The sequence below is a fragment of the Dietzia sp. KRD202 genome, assembly GCF_017168155.1.
Lineage (GTDB): Bacteria > Actinomycetota > Actinomycetes > Mycobacteriales > Mycobacteriaceae > Dietzia > Dietzia kunjamensis.
The window spans coordinates 1-17244 of the sequence record NZ_JABFAN010000010.1; the positions used below are offsets into that span (position 1 = coordinate 1).

Below are 17244 nucleotides of genomic sequence, written 5' to 3' on the forward strand. Positions count from 1 at the left end.
CATCTGAGAATGACAACCCCATTTGGCCCCGCTGTGCTGTTTTGATTTGGCCCCACCCTCGTGATGGGTTGGGGGTGGGCGCGCCGGTGGTTGGCGTCCCGGGCGGTCAGGTGGTCGCGGGTTCCTTTCGGTGTTGGGCCGCGGTGGTGGCCAGTCGGTAGGAGGCGGTGCCGGTCTGGATGATGTGGGCGTTGTAGGTCAGGCGGTCGACCACGGCTGCGGCCAGTCGGGGGTCGGTGAAGGTGGTGCCCCATTCGCTGAACGGAGCGTTGGAGGCGCAGGCGATGGAGGCTCGTTCCTCTCGCGCGGTGATGATCTGGAAGAGGAGTTCGGCCCCACGTGGGTCGAGGTGGACGTAGCCGACCTCGTCGAGGCACAGCAGGTCCAGTCGGGCGTAGCGGCCGACCACGCGGGACAGTTGCTTGTCGTCGGCGGCTTCGACGAGCTCGTTTACCAGGGCCGCGGTGGTGATATACCGGACTCGGCGTCCTTGCTCGGCTGCCGCGGTACCCAGGGCGATGAGCAGGTGGGTTTTGCCGGTTCCGGAGTCGCCGAGCAGGACCAGTGGTTCTCCGGCGTCGATCCACGCCCCGCCGGCCAGGTGCGCCAACGTTGCTGGTGGTAGGTCGGGCAGGCGGGCGGGATCGAAGTCGGCGAGCCGTTTGGTCCGCGGGAACTTGGCCTCGTTGACCCTGCGCATCCGTCGGCGGGCATCGCGTTCGTCGCACTCGGCCGACAGCATCTCGGCCAAGAACGCCTTGTGGGTCAGACGCTGCTTGGCGGCCGCCTCGGCCATGGGTATCGCCTGGTCACGGATGGTGGGTAGGCACAGGGTCTTGGCTGCGGCACCAATGGCGGCTTCGGCGGCCGCGTCGGTCAGCGCAGTCATCGCCGGCGGGGTCTTGCTACTGCTCATGCGATGGCCTCCTCGAGCTGGCGCCCGCTTGAGGTCAGGAGTTGGTCGTAACCGGCCAGCGACGGGGCGGGCCTCTGATCGGCGGCCGCCGGAGCGGCCGTGGTCGGCAGTGCGATCGGCGGGGTGGCGGCCCGCCCGGTGGTGGCCCGGCGGGCGTGCACGGCGACCAGATCGGCATCGAACACCTCGTCGGCCACAGCGGCGGCCATCCCGGCGGCCACCGCCGAGGCGCTCATGGTGCGATGCAGCAGCAGGACCCCGATCAGGGCGCGGGTGCCGGCGCCGTCGCCCAACGCTTTGCGGGCGGCGGTCCAGAATCGCTGGTGGTTGGCGGTGAACGCCCCCGACGCTTTAGCGCTGGCCAGGGCGGTCGACCCGGCCAGGGCGCCGGGCTTGCGCACCAGCACCTCCAGGTAGTGGTCCAGGACCAGGTCTTCGGTGCCCTTGTGCAGTGAGCGGGTGTGCTGCGCGATGACCTTGCCGTGGGCGGCCGGGTCGAGCACGAGGATGCGCGTGGCGCCCAGGCGGACCTCGAGACGACGCCCGACGTGACGTGCGGGCACCGAGTAGTAGGACTGGCGCACGCACACTCGCGCTTTGGCATCGACCCGGCACGACAGGACGGCGTCCACATCGAAGACCTCGGCCGGTAGCGGCCGCAGCAGCGGCAGTTCCCGGGCCGCGGCCGCGCCGACGGTCTCGGCCCGGGCCCCGATACGCCGGGCATCATCGCGGGCATCGGCGGCGGCGATCAGCTCATTGAGCTCGGCCAGGGAGTCCACTTTCGGGACCGGGGTCAGGTGCCGGCGCCGGAACCGGCCGATCTCGCCCTCGACGCCGCCTTTCTCGTGGGCGCCGTCCTTGCCAGGGATGCAGTAGAACGAATCGAATCCGTAGTGCGAGCGCAACGCCACGAAGCGGGGGTGCTCGAACCGGTCCCGACCGAGCGCGACCCTGGTCACGGCGGGTTTGAGGTTGTCGTAGCGGATCATCCCCACCGGTACCCCGCCGAAGGCGGCGAACGCTCGGACGTGGCCGTCGAAGAACGATTCCTGGGCCTGGTTGGCGTAGGCGAAGTGGAACGCCTTGCCCGAGTGCGACAGGCGCATGCAGAACATGAATATCTTCATCACCACCCCGGCAATCGTGGCGGTGAATTCGCCGAAGTCGACCTCGGCCTCCTCGGCCGGCGGGTGGGTCTGCGGCACCATCACCTCTCTCGGGCCGCTGATCTCGGCACGGAGTGTGGCCACCAGGTTGCGCACGCTCGACTCGGCCACCTCCACTCCTTCCTCCTCCATCAGGCGCTGCCACACGCGGCGAGCGGTATGACGCTGCTTGCGAGGCGCTGTGAGGTCCTCGGTCAACCAGCGCCGGATCGTCGCCTCATGCGGGCCCAGTACCGGCGCGGTGCGTTGCGGGGTCTTACGTGGTGGCGGCACCGCATCGGCCAGCGCCGCGCGCACCGTGCGGCGGTGCACCTTGTGCCTCTCGGCGAGGGCCCGGATGGACAGGCCTTCGTCTCGGGCGTCTCGTCGGATACGTTCGAACTGCTCCACTCTCGATCTCTCCTTCAACCCCTTGCCTCTCGTGAACGTCTTTGGTCGGACGACACGAAACTTAGGGTCTGGTTGATCGAGGGTGGGGCCATTTCAGAGCAGCACTACGCCTCCAAGTGGGGCCAATTCAGACTGGCACACTCACCGGGTTCCTCCCCCTCTGCTAACCGAGCCTTCTTGTCGTACCACAGAGAACTCAGACCGCTCGCCATCTCGCGCATTCCGTCGAACGTCTCGTCGAGGTCCGCAGGACCACCGTTCGCTTCCTCGAACGAAGTTGCAATATCTGACCAGTACACGAGTTTGTGACGTTCCTCGTATGGGAAGTCCAAGAGCGTCGCGAGCATTCGAGCTGTCAGTTCGATCGAGACAGCCTGGACCCAATCGAACGGCTGATTCACCGGCAAGTCGTCTAGTACCTCGCGAACCCGAGACCGAATGAGCGTCTCCATCTCGCGCAGGTTCTTCGGCGCCACCACCCCCTGCACAGCTGCTCGCTGCACGTCGTGGCGCGGTGGGTCCATCGCGATGAACATCTCAATATCGAGAAAACGAGGCGGGGCCCCGATCACTATCATCGGCTCGGCGGAGAAGACCTCATGGTTCTTATCGACCGCGATGATGTCTTCATGTCGGGTCACTGACCAGAACGGCCCGAACGCACTGTTGGGCTGAAAGTGGACCGGAGCCTCGTTTCGCAGGCGCTCATAGTAGGACTGCCAGCGGCCTTGGCGATAGAGAAAGGGATTACTGAGGTCGATGTCGGCGAGCTCGACATCCTCGACGGGAGGAATGGGACTCTCTACGAAGAGCTTCTTCCCATTCGTCCTTGTCACCCAGCGCCGAGTCCTGTCGTACAGATGGGCGCCCCGGATCTGAAGATCCATCGGGATGGCCGACCGGATTCTGTCCCCGACTTCTACATGATTGCTTGACACGACTCTTGATCCCTTCGTCGTTACATCTGGAACTCTGGCACCTGGACGACCAGGCCGTCCCAATCCGCGGACGCGGTCATCTGGCACGACAGTCGAGAGGTCGGCAGCCTTTCCGGGTTCATTGCGAGCATTTCCTCTTCACTTGCTCCCGAGAGGCCGACCTGTTCGGACCACTGCGGATCAACGATGACATGACACGTGCCGCACGCGGCTTCGCCTCCGCAGTCAGCGTCAATCCCGGGCACCGCGTTGTTGACGGCGATCCGCATGAGTGACTGCCCCTCCTCTAAGGGCACCACGTGCTTCTCTCCGTCATGTGAGACGAAGGTTACGACTGTCATCGCTGGCTCCTGCATGGTTGTTCGGGTAATAGCTGCTCACAGCATTGCTAACAACGACGACTGCGGCTAGGTTGATTGAGGGCAGAAGCTTGTTAATTTGGCTCAGAAGGCGGGGGCGATGAATCTTGATCGCGAGGGCGTGCCACCGCTCGTGTTCGCGCAGTTACTTGAGAGCCCAGTTCTGGAGCAAGACGCCGTTGCACGGTTTCGCGAGATCATGGATCGTGAGCGAAGCGACGTCGAGTCACTTCTCGCCATCAACGCCCAAGTTCCCCTGCGGTGGATCAGGGAAGCCTTGCCCGACCTCGACGTTGACCAAGCAACGACCCTCGGTTTGGCGTTCGCCCAGCATGCTCATCTGACGTCCTTCGGACCATTAAGCGTCCCACTAGTAAGCGCAGGTTCCGCAGGCGAGATATTGGAATTGCTTGTCTACCTGCCGCTAATAACCCCAGCCCTGAGTGCGCAGTTCTACGCAGGTGGACACGGAGTGTCTGTCGCGCTCAATGGGCAGACGGGCGATCGAGTCCTAGACTCCCTAGTGGTCACCTACTGTGGTGCGGTCCTGCTGAGGCTGCTGAATATACTCGTTGGCGATGCACCAGACATCACACTCTCACTGGGTTGGCCCGCTCCGGAAGGTCTGCCCGTGGATCAGGATCGGTTAGCTGGTCGCCTGGTATTTGACGCTTCACTGTCCATTCTGCATTTTCCCGTTGACGCGGTCAATCACGTCTGCCGGTTCTCTGACCCCGTGGCGTATCGACTCGCTATCAGTGACTTGCAGCGAAGGCTCGACGAGCGGAGTAAAATCGCCTCGTATTCGGACAAGGTGAGACGTCTGATAGAGAAGCGTCCCGCAGATTGTGGAAGTCAGTGGATTGCAGACGAACTCTCCATCTCTACGAGCACACTTAAGCGGCGCCTCTCTGAGGAAGGGATGACCTATCGCGGACTGCGCCAGTCGGTCATTCGTGAGTACGCGATTCTTCGTTTACTGGACGGATCTGTGTCCGCGAGCGAGATCGCCACGGACCTCGGATATAGTGACCTCGCCAGCTTTTCACACGCTTTCAAGCACTGGACCGGCCACCCGCCGACGGGGTTCCGTCGTAGGTAGCGCTGCCACTTGGTTGACTCGTACAGGGCAACTGGCAATGCACGGTGCCTTCAGCTTCGCCCTTTCTTTGGGCGTGGCGTTCAATAGCTTCAGGCTCCGCCGACACCCTCGACGTATTCGGGCCTGGTGCTCGCGGCGGTGAGTTTGGCCTAAGTCCTCGAGTTTCTCTGTGACTGCAAAAAGTGTTCAACCTCGACCACGATGAACAGGGCAGTGGCAGTAATAACAGTGCGGCCCTCTGCATCCTCCATCGTGGACTTGAGGTCCAATTTCCGGCCATCGCGAGACCGAACTGCAGCGCGCAGGATGTAGGGGGTGTCGAGTAGTGCTGGCGCAAGATAGTCGAGCTCGAGACGGCGCGTCACGGCGAGCTCGCCGACCGAATACAGCAAGAAGCCGAATAGGTCGTCAATCACGGTCGCTACCGCGCCGCCGTGTGCAATGCCCGGTGCCCCGACGTGGCGCTGGTCGAACTGGTGGTGTGCGACGACGCCGTCTCCGTCACGCCGTACCGAGAGGAAGTGACCATTCGGGTTCTCTGGTCCACAGCCAAGGCAGTTGGGGTGGTGGGGAGGAAGCTCGGAGGAACCGGATTCCATGCGCGTGAACGAGGCCACCCAGTTGTCGATATCGGTACCTATCGGCTCGCCGGCCTTGTCGCGAAATGTGTCCATGTCCAGACCTTCCTGTCGATGAAGTTGTACTGGGTGCGATACCTCGGCTTGTGGCGACGGAGATATCGCCGACACCCGCACGTCCGACCCGTGACCCAACCTTTGACCGGGACGTCCAAGGGGCCCTGAGGCCCGATGCGGGTGGCCTGAGCAACTGGCTGTCGACGGCACGATAGTCAGGTCGACAAGGCCGACTGAGCCGGGACACCTTGTACTGTACGAACATACAGTAAGCGGTACCGACGTATAGTCTAGTTTGGGGTCCGTAGGCTCGACCGCAACTGAAGGGGAACCGCGTGAATCGTTCCGCACCAGGCGCCGCGGGCCAGGATCTCACTGCCAAGGCGCGCATCCGCAACGCCGCACTGGATCTCTACGCCGCCAACGGCGAGGACGGCACTTCGTTGCGAACCGTGGCAACCGCGGCCGGAGTGACGGTGGGTCTCGTGGTCCATCACTACGGCACGAAGGACGGCCTTCGCGAGGCGGTCGAGCGACTGGTCGTAGAGCATTTCGCTACCGCACTTGCCTCGGCGCCCGTGGACATCCCAGGCGCCGACATCGCCCGGATCCGCAACGACGCGGTTGCCGACATGCTGGTCAGGCGTCCCGAGGTGGTGAACTACCTGCGCCGCGCGTTGCTAGATCCCGGCGGTCAGCGAGGTGAGTTACTCGAGCGACTCACCGAGCTGACACACCGGGAAGTGGCGGCTATGCGGGAATCTGGCGCGGCGTCTAGGGTCCGCGCCGATGCTGTTCAGGTGGTCGACGTCATCGTCACTCAGCTGGGCCGTTTGTTCCTCCAGCCGCTCGTGGACTCGATGTGGTCCCATCTCGGGACATACACCCACACCGAAGGCCACGACAAGCCGGAACTGAGTGTTCGCGTCACCGAGACATTGGCACCGCAAGGAACGCCGCAATGACCTTGGTCATGGAAAGTCGCTGGTTTCGAGGCCGGACGATGCCGCGAGCCGCCGAGAATCGTTGCCGCGTGACGGCCACAGTGGACTCCACTTTTAGGGGCAAGAAAACGAGATCCTGTGGCACGCCGTTGACTATCTGTCGCAGGCGAACCCGCCAGACGACGATATACCCGTGTGGGGCAAGAAGGTCGGCTGGGCGCTGATGATCGCGGGCCTGGCGTGGCTGATCGCGGTGCTGGTGGCGTGGCGATTCCGGCAGCTACGAACGTGGTGGCTCGGGGCCCCTCCGGCCCTTTTCGTGGCTGGTGTGGCCGTGGTGCTGGCGATTGGAGCAGCGGTCCCAAAAGGGTTCGATTCCTCTCGCTCAGAGATGGAGAATGCTGTTGCGCAGGCTCGCTCCCATCCGCCGGGTTGGTCGGAGCACTACGGCTTCGACACCCCACGGCAAGTAGGGCACGTGGAGGTCTGGAAGCTCAGCCACCGAGAGGACGGGGTGGTCGTGGTCAGCGATGCCGACTTCGTCTTCGGATTTCACATGCGCGGGTGGGCACATTCCCTATAGGGGCCTCCCACGTTCGAACCTGGAGTAAAAGATCTGCAGGTAGAGCACCTCGGAGGGCCGTGGTACTCCTACAGCTACGTGCTGTAGCCGCCGTCCGGAGCGGGCCGAACGAAATTCGTGCCGGTTCGCGGACGAGAGGAGTGGCGACCTTCCAGACGTGACTCAGCCTGGTCGGGTTGACATAAAACCTGGATATCGGCGGGTGGCCCAGCCTGGTCGATTGTCGTGCGACCGACCAGGCCGGGCAATGATCGTTAGCTGATCGCGGACAGGAGTTCGGTGCAGGCCTGTTCGCATTTGCGGCAGGCTTCGGCGCAGACTCGACAATGCTCATGCATGTCCTCGTGCTTCCTACACTCGGTAGCACATTCTGCGCATGCTGTCCGGCATGCCTCGAGCGCGGTCTTGACCGTGGCGAGGTTCTGCCCAGTGCGACGGCTGAGGATATTGCCGGTGGTTGCGCAGAGATCGGCGCAGTCAAGGTTGAGGCGAATGCAGTTCCGTAGGTCTGCGACCATCTCTTCGGCCAGGCAGGCATCAGCGCACGAGGTGCAAGTCTGTGCGCATTCGAAACACGCAGCGATGCAGTCGGCAAGCTTCTGCACGTCTATGCCGGAAGCGTCGTTGGGGTGGGTTTCGATCATTGAAGTGATGTGAGACATCGATGTGCTCCCTTCTTCTCCGAGTCGTCGCTGGAGGCGCCCAGCTGACGCCGACGCTACTGATGCGCAGTGCTGGCTACAGTCCCTCGGGCCGACCTTCGCAGAATCTTTGTAATAGCAAGCGTCCAGTACCCGTTGTAGCTGCTTTTGGCAGGGGGGCGGATCATTGTTCCGAGCGGTGACGCACGGTGAGCCACTGCGCTGCGATGATGACTAGGGCCACGATGGCGGTGATGCCCAGCGTGAGCGGGTCTGATTGCGCCTTGAGGAGGAGGAAGGGTACGAGCACTGCGACGTCGAGGACGATCGCGACCCACGGGATCCACGCCTTGGCATTGACGTCGTCCTTGAGGCGTCGGACGATCCCGTAATGGATGGCGATGTCCATTGCCAGGTACAAGATCGCCCCCAGGGAGGCGATCTGTGACAGGTCGAAGAAGGCTGCCATGAGGATCGCCAGGCCGGCTGTGATGTAGAGCGACTGGTGTCCGCCAGCCCCGGGTAGTCCCGGCACCTGGCCCATGTCGCGGAGCATGTCGTAGAGCTTGGAGACAGAGAACAAGCTCGCGATGAGTCCTGACAGCGTCGCCACCACCGCGATGATCACGGTCAGCGTGACGCCCCAGGATCCGAACATCGGCTTGGCAGCCTCGGCGAGGGCGTAGTCGCGGGCCCCGATGACCTGCGGAACGGTCAGGCTGGCGGTTACTGCGACGGTGATCAACAGGTAGAGGACGGTGCACAGGGCGATGGAGATCATGATGGAGCGGCCGATGTTGCGCTCCGGGTCCCGTAGGTCCGCGCCCTGGTTGGTGATCGTGGTGAAGCCCTTGTAGGCCAGGATGCACAGGGTCACCCCGGCCAGAAAGCCCATCCAGCCGTGCTCCGGTGGGGTGCGTTCGGCGACGGTGAACAGTCGGCCCAGCGAGGACACGCCCGCGGCCAGGATGCCGGCGATCGCCAGCACCGCGATGCCCACGATCTTGAGCGCCGCGGTGGCGGTGGCTGACCGCTCGACCCACTGGTTGCCCACCAGGTTGACCAGCGCGGCGGCGGCGATGGCGAACACTGCCAGCACCGGCACCCACAGGGAGGAGTCCTGCATGCCGAACGGCCGCAGCACGTAGGTGCCGAAGGTCCGCCCCAGCAGGGACTCGGCGAGGATCATCGACACGTACATGAACAGGGAGAACGTGCCGGCCGCCACCCCGGGCCCGTAGGCGGCTTTGAGCAGCATCGCGATCCCGCCCGAGGACGGGTTGGTGGCCGAGTACCGGATGTAGGAGTAGGAACTGAACGCCACCACCACCGCGCCGGCGAGGAACGCCCACGGCACCCAGCCGCCGGCCAATTCCGCGACCTGGCCCACCAGGGCGAAGATGCCGGCTCCGATCATTACCCCGGTTCCCAGCGCGACGGATCCGGTGAGAGTGAGCTTGTCTTGGGACTGTGTGCTGTGGTCCATGCTGACCGCACTACCTTCCTGCCGGTGGGTGGCCGCGTCGGTGGCGATATCGGCGCGAGTGGGGATGTCAGGCGAGTTGCATAGTGGTCAGGCAGGTGAGGTCGTCGTCGCCCGTGGAGATCGGAGCGGTGGCCGTTCTGCCGTCGTGGTCGATGGTGAGCGTGGCCGTGATGCCTCGCGGTAGCCAGAGCCCGAGGAAGCCGTTGTCGTAGGTGGTGCGCGGTTCGTCGATGAGGGTGTCACCGGAGGCGTTATCGGTGACTGTGACGTGCACCTGTTCGTTGGCGATCTCGCCGAGGCAAGTGGTCAGGCTGTGGAATCGGCAGGGGTGGGTGCTCGTGTAATACGGAGCCACTGACAGATAGAACTGGTCCTCTGGAATAGGAATCGTCTCGAGGCTCTCATCGCCACTGGTCAAGACCAGCTCTGTCGGCTGCACCGAGGCGATCAGATCGTTCGGCCTGTCGGCCACCGGCATGGTGTCGAGCGTGTTGATGATCTGGGGTGCGTCGAGGCCGGCGAGGTCGTAGTGCTCCAACGACGCGGGAGGCCAGTTGGGTACTGCATTTTCGGCGGGCCCGGGCGAGCAGCCGGTCAGGGTCAGGGCAGCGGCGGCAACGAGCGCGATCGCGGCTCGTCTCCGAGTGGAGTGGGTGGTGTTCATCGGATTCATCCTCGTTGCATCGCTGTGGTGACGGTGTCCGGGCGGAGGTCGAGACGGCGCAGCAGCTGCGCGTTGAGAGCAACGACGACGGTGGAGGCGGACATGAGGATGGCGCCGACGCCCATGGGCAGTACGAATCCGATCGGGGCCAGGACACCTGCGGCCAGGGGCACGGCGGCGAGGTTGTAGCCGGCGGCCCACCACAGGTTCTGCTTCATCTTGCGGTAGCTCGCCCGGGAGAGTTCGATGACCGAGAGCACAGAGCGGGGATCCGATGAGGCCAGGATGACGCCGGCGGAGCCGATCGCCACGTCGGTCCCGGCGCCGATGGCGATGCCGACGTCGGCTTGGGCCAGTGCGGGCGCGTCGTTGACCCCGTCGCCGACCATGGCGACCTTCTTGCCTTCGGACTGCAGTTCGGCGACTTTGGCGGCCTTGTCTTCTGGCCGGACCCCGGCGAAGACCCGGTCGATGCCGAGTTCGGCGGCGACGGTGTCGGCCACGGCGCGAGCATCGCCGGTGATCATGACGACTTGGGCTCCGGCGGCATGCAGGGCGTCGACGGCGTCCCGGGATTCCGGCCGGATCTCGTCGGCCAGCCGCAGCGCGCCGATCACCCGGCCCTCGGCGAGGATGTGCAGGATGATCGCGCCCTCGCCTCGCCACTGGTCGGCGATGGGGAGTTCATTGCGTCCGTGCTGATCGAGCAGGTGGGGGCCGCCGACTTCGACCACGGTGCCGTTCACCGTGGCCTTGACGCCCACGGCCGGGGAGGAGGAGAAGTCGGTCGCCTTCGACACGGTCAGGTCGCGGGTCTGTGCGGCCCCGACCACGGCTCTGGCCAGCGGGTGCTCACTGTCGGACTCGGCGGCTGCAGCCAGGGCAAGCACCTCGTTGGCGGTGTGCCCGTCTATTGATTCGATTCCGGTGACGGTGGGTTCGCCCTTGGTCAGGGTGCCGGTCTTGTCGAACAGGACGGCGTCGACGGTGCGCATCGACTCGAGCGCGAGGCGGTCCTTGATCAGTACGCCGCCGCGGGCGGCGCGTTCGGTGGCGATGGAGACCACCAGCGGGATCGCCAATCCCAGCGCGTGGGGGCAGGCGATGACCAGCACGGTGATCGTGCGCACCACACCCGCGTCCGGCAACCCGAGAGCGCTCCAGATGATCGCGGTGATCACGGCCGATGCGAGGGCGAACCAGAACAACCAGCCGGCCGCGGTGTCGGCGATGCGCTGGGCCCGCGAGGAGGATGCCTGTGCGTCGGCCACCAGCTTCTGAATTCCGGCCAGAGCGGTGTCGTCCCCTGTCGCCGAGACCTTCACGCGCAGGCCGGAGTCAGTGGCCACGGTGCCTGCGACGACCTGCTCGCCGATGCCGCGGCGGACCGCCTTGGATTCGCCGGTGACCATGGATTCGTCCATGCTGGCCGAGCCGTCGATGATCGTGCCGTCGGCGGGCACAGAAGCACCGGGGCGGACGATCACCACGTCGCCGACCACCAGGTCGGCCGGGGAGACGATGACGACGTCGTCATCGTCGACCTTCTCGGCCTCATCCGGCAGCAGCGCCGCCAGGGAGTCGAGCGCGGAGGTGGTCTGCGCCAGGGAGCGCATTTCGATCCAGTGGCCCAGCAGCATGATCACCACCAGCAGGGCCAGTTCCCACCAGAAGTTCAGCTCATGATCCAGGATGCGCAGGGTAGCGCCCCAGGAGGCGATGAACGCCACCGTGATCGCCAGGCCGATCAGGAGCATCATGCCGGGCTGGCGAGCGCGGAGCTCGGACAGCGCGCCGGTCAGGAACGGCCGACCGCCCCAGAGATAAATCACCGTGCCCAGGGCGGGGGAGACCCACCACACCCAGCCGGCCTCCGGCAGCTGGTAGCCGATGAGGTCGGCGAACATGTCATTGAAGCCGACCACCGGCACTGCCAAAACGAGCATGATCCAGAACAGCCGCCGGAACTGCCCGACGTGGTCTGCGTGCCCCGCATGACCGCCGTGGTCTTCATGACCGGAGTGATGCTGTCCGGTGTGGCCGTGGCCCGCCGCGTCGTCAGCTGCGCCCGGGTGATGATGTTCGGCTACCGAGGTGGCCATCTCGTCGGGGCGGCCGGCCGAACCGTCACCGGGTCCGCCGCGGCGATCATGGTGGTGGTGATCGTGTGGCTGACTCATTTGGCTACTTTCGTGTGAGCGCCGGCGGCCACGGCGGCGTCATCGTCAGCCTGCGGACGGCCGGTGGCGGCGATTCGTTCTAGGTCCGTGGGCGTGGAGCAGCACGAACACGCTTCCTTGACGGCCGTGAGCGGGAGCGCAGAGCGCGTTGTGGAGAACATGGATTTTCCTCTCCGCGTGGTGTGGTGTCTCGGGTGTCGTTCCGGGCCGGTGTGGCCCATGGCGATCGGGTGGTTAGAGCGAGGTGAGCAGGTCGCGCATGGTGTCGATCTCCTGCTGCTGGGTGTCGATGATGGTCTGGGCCAACTCGACCGCAGGCTGGTAGCGGCCACCTTCGACCTCCTCCTCGGCCATGGCGATGGCGCCCTGGTGATGGGCGATCATCTGCTCCAAAAACATCCGGGCGGCGTCGGCTCCCTGTGCGTCGGACAGCTGTTCTAGTTCGTCGTCGGAGAGCATTCCCTCCATCATGGACATGTCGTGACCGCCGTGACCATCCTGCGGTTCGGTCGCCTCGCCCCACTGCTCCAGCCAGTCGGTCAGCTGCGCGATCTCGGGGCCCTGGGCAGCCTTGATCTCCTCGGCGAGCGCCGCGACGTCGGCGGGGATGTCGTCCTTGGCCAGGATGATGTCGCTCATCTCGATCGCCTGCTGGTGGTGCGGGAGCATCATCTGCGCGAACATCACGTCGGCCTGCGAATGCTCCTCGTCCTGGCCAGAGGCAACGGTGCCGGCCACGGATGTGGTGGCGCCGGCCACGGTGGTGGGCGCGGCGGGCGAGGCTTCGGTGCTGTCGGTGCTGTCGGTGCAGGCGGACAGCGTCAGGGCAACGGCGGTCAGGGCTGCGGGCAGGAGCAGAGTGGTGCGGGTCATCGTGGTCGATGTCCTTTCGGGTCGGCGTCAAGATCGGGTGGTGTGTCGATCGGGTGGTGGTCAGGCGAGGTAGGACAAGGTGGTCATCATTCCGGCTTCCTGGTGGTAGGCGTTGTGGCAGTGGAAGGCCCATTGGCCGGGGTTGTTCGCGTCGAACTCGATCTCGATAGTCCGCATGGGGCGGATCGTGACGGTGTCTTTGCGCAGCCCGCTGTCGGCGAGGGCGAAGGTGTGACCGTGAAGGTGCATCGGGTGGGCCATGTCGGACATGTTGCGCAGCCGCATCCGGACCCGGTCGCCGCGGGAGACCTCCAACGGCGTGGTGTCGGGGTGGGTTTGCCCGTTGAGTGTCCAGCGATACGGCATCATGCTGCCGCCCATGTCGACGCTGAGGTAGCGGTCGTGCCCTCGGCCGGGCAGTCGAGAGTCCGGCGCTGGGGTCAGATCCGCGGCCAGCAGCACCGGTCCGTCGAGTTCGCCGGGGCGCGGGTCGGCGGGTAGCTCGCCGGCCCCGGTGCGCACGAGGGCGTACCCGTACCCGTTCTTGCCTTCTGCCTCGGCGAAGAGGGGAAACACCCCGTCTGTCAGCGTGACCACGGCGTCGACCCTCTCGCCCATCCCGAGCAGGATCGCCTCCGTCTCCTGGGGAGCGGTGGGAAAGCCGTCGGTGTCGGTGACGGTCATCGTGTGTCCGCCGAGGGCGACGCGGAAGAACGTGTCCGCCCCGGCGTTGATGATCCGGATCTTCGCGCGTTGGCCCGGGCTGGCAGTCCACGAGACCGGATCGGCCGGGACTCGGCCGTTGACCAAGTAGTGCGGATAGTGGACGTCCCCGGCGACACCGAGCAACCGGGAGGTCATCATCGGGTTGCTGGACCGTGCGCCCCCCATCTGGCCGTGCCCCATTCCGGCCATCGGCCGGCCCCGAGCGCCGGGGGCATCCATGCCCACTCGCCCGGCGGCGTCCTCGGGCGTGCCGTCGATGCCGTCGATCCAGTCGTCGAGGACGACGATCCATTCGTGGTCATAGTCCCCGGGGTCGGCGGGATCGTCGATGATCAGCGGACCGTACAGGCCCCGGTCGAGCTGCAGCCCGGAGTGTGAGTGGTACCAATGAGTCCCGGCGTGGGGGACTGTGAAGTCGTAGGTGAACCGGGCGCCCGGATGGATCGGGTCCTGGGTCAGACCGGGCACTCCGTCCATATCGTTGCGCAGGGCGATGCCGTGCCAGTGCACGCTCGTCTCCTGGTCGAGCTGGTTATCCACCTCGACTTGCAGCAGATCTCCTGCCCGGGCCCGCAGGACCGGACCCGGAACAGTGTCAGCAAATGCCCAGGTCGACACCACGAGACCACCGAGATCGACCTCCACCGGGCGCGGGGACAGCCGAGCGTTCACCACCTGCTGGCCTGGTCGCTGGCGCTCGGCCTCCAGGTCCCGGATCGCCGGATCCGACGCCGACACCGGCACCCCCGAGGGCGCCGGCTCGCTGCAGGCGGTCACCGCACCCGCGCCGGCCAGGACCGAACCGATGAGAAATGCCCGCCGTGACAACTCCTTCACCGGTCGTCCGCCGAGGGCGACGGCCCGAACAGGGCAGTGACCAGGAGCAGGGTCGACGCCCACAGTGCGGTGACGACCACGGCGCCGACCGACAATGCGACCCATCCGAGCATGAGGTACCTCCCGTGTCCGACTCGACCGCCCATGGTGACCGGCCACCCGAGCGTTCTGGATGGAGATCGTGTGAAGATTCGGTCAAGGCGCCCACTCGGGTGAAGGATTTCCAGGAGTTGCGGCGAAGATGGCCTGCATGCCCCCTTCCGTTTCTGGCGCTCGCAGTTCGCATCCCCAGCAGCACGCCGGTCCGCGGGCGCTGGTGGTCGATGACGAGGAGCCCCTCGCCGACCTGGTCGGGTCCTATCTCGAGCGCGACGGGTTCGATGTCACGATCACCGGGGACGGACAGGAGGCGGTGGGTCTGGCTCGTCGAATCGATCCCGATGTCATCGTTCTCGACCTGGGGCTGCCCGGGCTGGACGGGATCGAGGTATGCCGTCAGGTCAGGACGCACTCCGACGCCTACATCGTCATGCTTACGGCCCGGACCGAGGAGGTCGACACGCTGATCGGCCTGTCCGTCGGCGCGGATGACTACATGACCAAACCGTTCAGCCCGCGCGAGCTCTCGGCCAGGATCCAGGCGATGATGCGCAGACCTCGAACCGGCGCCACCGAAATCGACCACGGCAGGTCGCCGGAGCAGGTACGGACCGTCGGCGACCTGACTATTGACACCGCGGGCCGAGAGGTCACCGTCGGCGGCGCCGATGTCGCGCTGACCCGCACCGAGTTCGACATCCTCGCCGCGCTCGCCCGCGACCCTGGGGTCGTCTTCAGCCGAGCCCAGCTGATGGCCGCCGTGTGGGGCCCGAACTGGGTGGGTGATGACCACTTGGTAGACGTCCACATCGGTCACCTTCGCCGCAAGCTGGGCGACGATGCCTCCCGAGGCCGTTTCGTACGCACGGTCAGAGGAGTTGGTTACCGCATGGGAACCGGCCAGTGAACGACATACCATCGCCGGACGCGACTGAAACTCGGCCCCGCACCAGCCGACGCGTCGCTGGGTTCAGCTTCGGAACCCGCCTGCTTCTGGCCATGTCCAGCGTGGTCGTCGGGTGCGCGGTCAGCGCGTGGCTCGTCGCCTCCGCCCTGGCCCCGGGCATTTTCCACGACCACCTCGGTCAAGCCGGCATCGACCACGATTCGAACGAAGCAGCCCACGTCGAAGAAGCCTTCACGGTCGCCATAGTCCTTGCTTGGGGGCTGGCGGTGGCCATCGCGGTCCTGGTGGCCTTGCTCACCAGTTGGTACCTCACCCGCCGGGTCCAGCGCTCGGTCACCATGGTTACCACTTCGACGGCAGACATAGCGCGTGGGCACTACGAGACCCGGATGGCGAGTCCGAAACTTGGCCGGGAGTTCGACGATCTGGCGACCAGCGTCAACGAACTGGCCAGGCGTCTCGATGCGACAGACGCCACCAGGCGAAGGATGCTCGCGGATCTGGGCCACGAGCTGCGCACCCCGCTGGCCACCATCGACTCCTACCTCGAGGCCGTGGACGACGGAGTCCGTACCTTCGACGACTCCACAAGGCAGGTGTTGTGGGCGGCCACCCGGCGGCTCGAACGCCTCGCGTCGGACATTGTCGACGTCTCCGATGCAGAAGAACACCTCACACGACTGCAACCAGCCCGAACCACCACTAAAGCTCTGGTGGAAACGGCAGTCAACGCAGCACGCGAACGCTACTCGGACAAAGGTGTCCAGCTGCACATGGGTGAGATCGAACCAACCGACGTCACTGTGGACGTCGAGCGAATAGGACAGGTACTGGGAAACCTCCTCGACAACGCCCTACGACACACACCGACCGGAGGGACCGTCACCCTCAGCGCTGTTCGTTCGAGAACGAACACAGCCGCGATCACCGTCTCCGACACCGGGGAAGGGATCGCCGCACAGCACCTAGATCATCTCTTCGACCGCTTCTACCGAGCCGATCCCGCCCGAGGCCGAAACGCGGGCGGCACCGGAATCGGCCTGGCGATCACCCGAGCACTGGTCGAAGCACACGGAGGACGAATCCGAGTAAGCAGCCGCGGCACAGGCCACGGAGCACAATTCACCCTCGAACTCCCCTGCACGGCAGAGACGCCAGGAACGAAACTGCTTTAGCAAACTTGCACCTCCCCGTCATCTGTCCGCCCAACCCCGCTGCACTCCCCGCGCACGTCAGTGCTTGAGTGGTCGGTCTAGTCCCAGGGTGTCAGTCTCGCGGCCGCGGACAGCGATTCTCCGGTGTGGTGGCAGCAATCAAGCTGAGCCTGCGGCGGCGCTGCGGAGCGGGAGTGCGGAATGGTTGGTCAGCTCGAGAACGGTCTCGCCGCTGGTGTCGGCGAGTTCTGCGGTTATGGTGACTTTCGCATCGCCGCGTTCGGGTCGTGGAGTCGTTTCTTGCATTGTCAGGTGTCCGGTCAATGTGGTGTCCGGCCGCACCGGCCGACGGAACTGAATCTCGAAACTGCGTCCCACCCCTCCCGTGAAACGGGACCAGAAGGCGGGCACGGCCAAGCGCTGGTAGATCGCCAAGGTGTGTAGTCCACTGGCGATGACGCCACCGAGCGGGGTTGTCGCGGCCGCGGTCGGGTCGGTGTGGATGAACACCGGATCCCACTGTCGTGCGTAGGTGACGATCTCCTCCTCGGTGATGGTGTAGCTCCCGAGTGGGATTAGTTGGCCGGGTTCGAGATCGTCCGCGTAGTAGATGTCGGTCATGTCGCCCTCCCAAGTAGTCG

17 protein-coding genes and 1 pseudogene are annotated in these 17244 nt (G+C 65.2%); 6 read left to right on the forward strand and 12 right to left on the reverse strand.

What is annotated here, in order from left to right; translation table 11 throughout:
* Positions 1-106: 106 nt before the first annotated feature.
* The 4 genes and pseudogenes from istB to J1M64_RS06390 form a co-directional block, all read right to left on the reverse strand.
* On the reverse strand, positions 107-916 hold the full coding sequence (gene istB, locus J1M64_RS06375; protein WP_206473580.1) for an IS21-like element helper ATPase IstB: 810 nt from the start codon (positions 914-916) through the stop codon (positions 107-109).
* On the reverse strand, positions 913-2493 hold the full coding sequence (istA, locus tag J1M64_RS06380; RefSeq protein ID WP_067718656.1) for an IS21 family transposase: 1581 nt from the start codon (positions 2491-2493) through the stop codon (positions 913-915). The genes istB and istA overlap by 4 nt, the downstream gene beginning before the upstream one ends.
* Before the next feature lie 125 nt (positions 2494-2618).
* Positions 2619-3362: pseudogene (locus J1M64_RS06385) on the reverse strand (cytochrome P450); the annotation flags it as partial.
* A gap of 71 nt (positions 3363-3433) precedes the next feature.
* Entirely contained in the window at positions 3434-3754 is a 321-nt protein-coding gene (locus tag J1M64_RS06390) for a 2Fe-2S iron-sulfur cluster-binding protein (RefSeq protein WP_206473582.1), read from the reverse strand.
* 118 nt (positions 3755-3872) lie between these two features.
* Here J1M64_RS06390 and J1M64_RS06395 point away from each other — a divergent pair, with 118 nt between their 5' ends.
* A complete protein-coding gene (locus tag J1M64_RS06395) occupies positions 3873-4874 on the forward strand; it encodes an AraC family transcriptional regulator (RefSeq protein WP_120283061.1) in 1002 nt (333 codons plus the stop codon).
* A gap of 149 nt (positions 4875-5023) precedes the next feature.
* Here J1M64_RS06395 and J1M64_RS06400 read toward each other — a convergent pair whose 3' ends face one another.
* Positions 5024-5548 carry a PaaI family thioesterase gene (locus J1M64_RS06400; protein WP_120283049.1) on the reverse strand — a complete coding sequence of 175 codons (525 nt, stop codon included), beginning with the start codon at positions 5546-5548 and terminating at the stop codon, positions 5024-5026.
* 296 nt (positions 5549-5844) lie between these two features.
* On the opposite strand from J1M64_RS06400, the gene J1M64_RS06405 reads away from it, so the two are divergent.
* Both J1M64_RS06405 and J1M64_RS06410 read left to right on the forward strand, forming a co-directional pair.
* Positions 5845-6474: a TetR/AcrR family transcriptional regulator gene (locus J1M64_RS06405; protein ID WP_120283047.1), complete on the forward strand. Its 630-nt coding sequence runs from the start codon at positions 5845-5847 to the stop codon at positions 6472-6474.
* A 172-nt stretch (positions 6475-6646) separates the two neighbouring features.
* Entirely contained in the window at positions 6647-7036 is a 390-nt protein-coding gene (locus J1M64_RS06410; RefSeq protein WP_120283045.1) for a hypothetical protein, read from the forward strand.
* Positions 7037-7290: 254 nt separating this feature from the next.
* On the opposite strand, the gene J1M64_RS06415 is transcribed toward J1M64_RS06410, so the two are convergent.
* From J1M64_RS06415 to J1M64_RS06430, 4 genes are all read right to left on the reverse strand, one after another.
* A complete protein-coding gene (locus J1M64_RS06415; RefSeq protein WP_131886705.1) occupies positions 7291-7698 on the reverse strand; it encodes a four-helix bundle copper-binding protein in 408 nt (135 codons plus the stop codon).
* A 163-nt stretch (positions 7699-7861) separates the two neighbouring features.
* Positions 7862-9163, reverse strand: coding sequence for an APC family permease (locus J1M64_RS06420; protein ID WP_131886704.1), 1302 nt, complete (start codon positions 9161-9163; stop codon positions 7862-7864).
* A gap of 67 nt (positions 9164-9230) precedes the next feature.
* Entirely contained in the window at positions 9231-9827 is a 597-nt protein-coding gene (locus J1M64_RS06425) for a CueP family metal-binding protein (protein WP_206473584.1), read from the reverse strand.
* Between the two features lie 5 nt (positions 9828-9832).
* Positions 9833-11773: a heavy metal translocating P-type ATPase gene (locus J1M64_RS06430; RefSeq protein ID WP_096905717.1), complete on the reverse strand. Its 1941-nt coding sequence runs from the start codon at positions 11771-11773 to the stop codon at positions 9833-9835.
* Between the two features lie 39 nt (positions 11774-11812).
* On the opposite strand from J1M64_RS06430, the gene J1M64_RS20350 reads away from it, so the two are divergent.
* Positions 11813-12025 (forward strand): hypothetical protein, encoded by a 213-nt coding sequence (locus J1M64_RS20350; protein WP_143337690.1) that lies wholly within the window; start codon positions 11813-11815, stop codon positions 12023-12025.
* Between the two features lie 216 nt (positions 12026-12241).
* Here J1M64_RS20350 and J1M64_RS06440 read toward each other — a convergent pair whose 3' ends face one another.
* Both J1M64_RS06440 and J1M64_RS06445 read right to left on the reverse strand, forming a co-directional pair.
* On the reverse strand, positions 12242-12880 hold the full coding sequence (locus tag J1M64_RS06440; RefSeq protein WP_120285756.1) for a DUF305 domain-containing protein: 639 nt from the start codon (positions 12878-12880) through the stop codon (positions 12242-12244).
* 60 nt (positions 12881-12940) lie between these two features.
* Complete coding sequence (locus tag J1M64_RS06445) at positions 12941-14443, reverse strand: multicopper oxidase family protein (protein WP_120285757.1); 1503 nt, start codon at positions 14441-14443, stop codon at positions 12941-12943.
* A gap of 313 nt (positions 14444-14756) precedes the next feature.
* Between J1M64_RS06445 and J1M64_RS06450 the strand changes: the two genes are divergently transcribed.
* Together J1M64_RS06450 and J1M64_RS06455 are read left to right on the forward strand one after the other, a co-directional pair.
* Entirely contained in the window at positions 14757-15449 is a 693-nt protein-coding gene (locus J1M64_RS06450) for a response regulator transcription factor (protein WP_096907287.1), read from the forward strand.
* A 92-nt stretch (positions 15450-15541) separates the two neighbouring features.
* Positions 15542-16624, forward strand: coding sequence for a cell wall metabolism sensor histidine kinase WalK (locus J1M64_RS06455; RefSeq protein ID WP_120285758.1), 1083 nt, complete (start codon positions 15542-15544; stop codon positions 16622-16624).
* 138 nt (positions 16625-16762) lie between these two features.
* On the opposite strand, the gene J1M64_RS06460 is transcribed toward J1M64_RS06455, so the two are convergent.
* Positions 16763-17224, reverse strand: a complete 462-nt coding sequence (locus tag J1M64_RS06460) for a MaoC/PaaZ C-terminal domain-containing protein (RefSeq protein ID WP_120285759.1) — start codon at positions 17222-17224, stop codon at positions 16763-16765.
* Positions 17225-17244 lie beyond the last annotated feature (20 nt).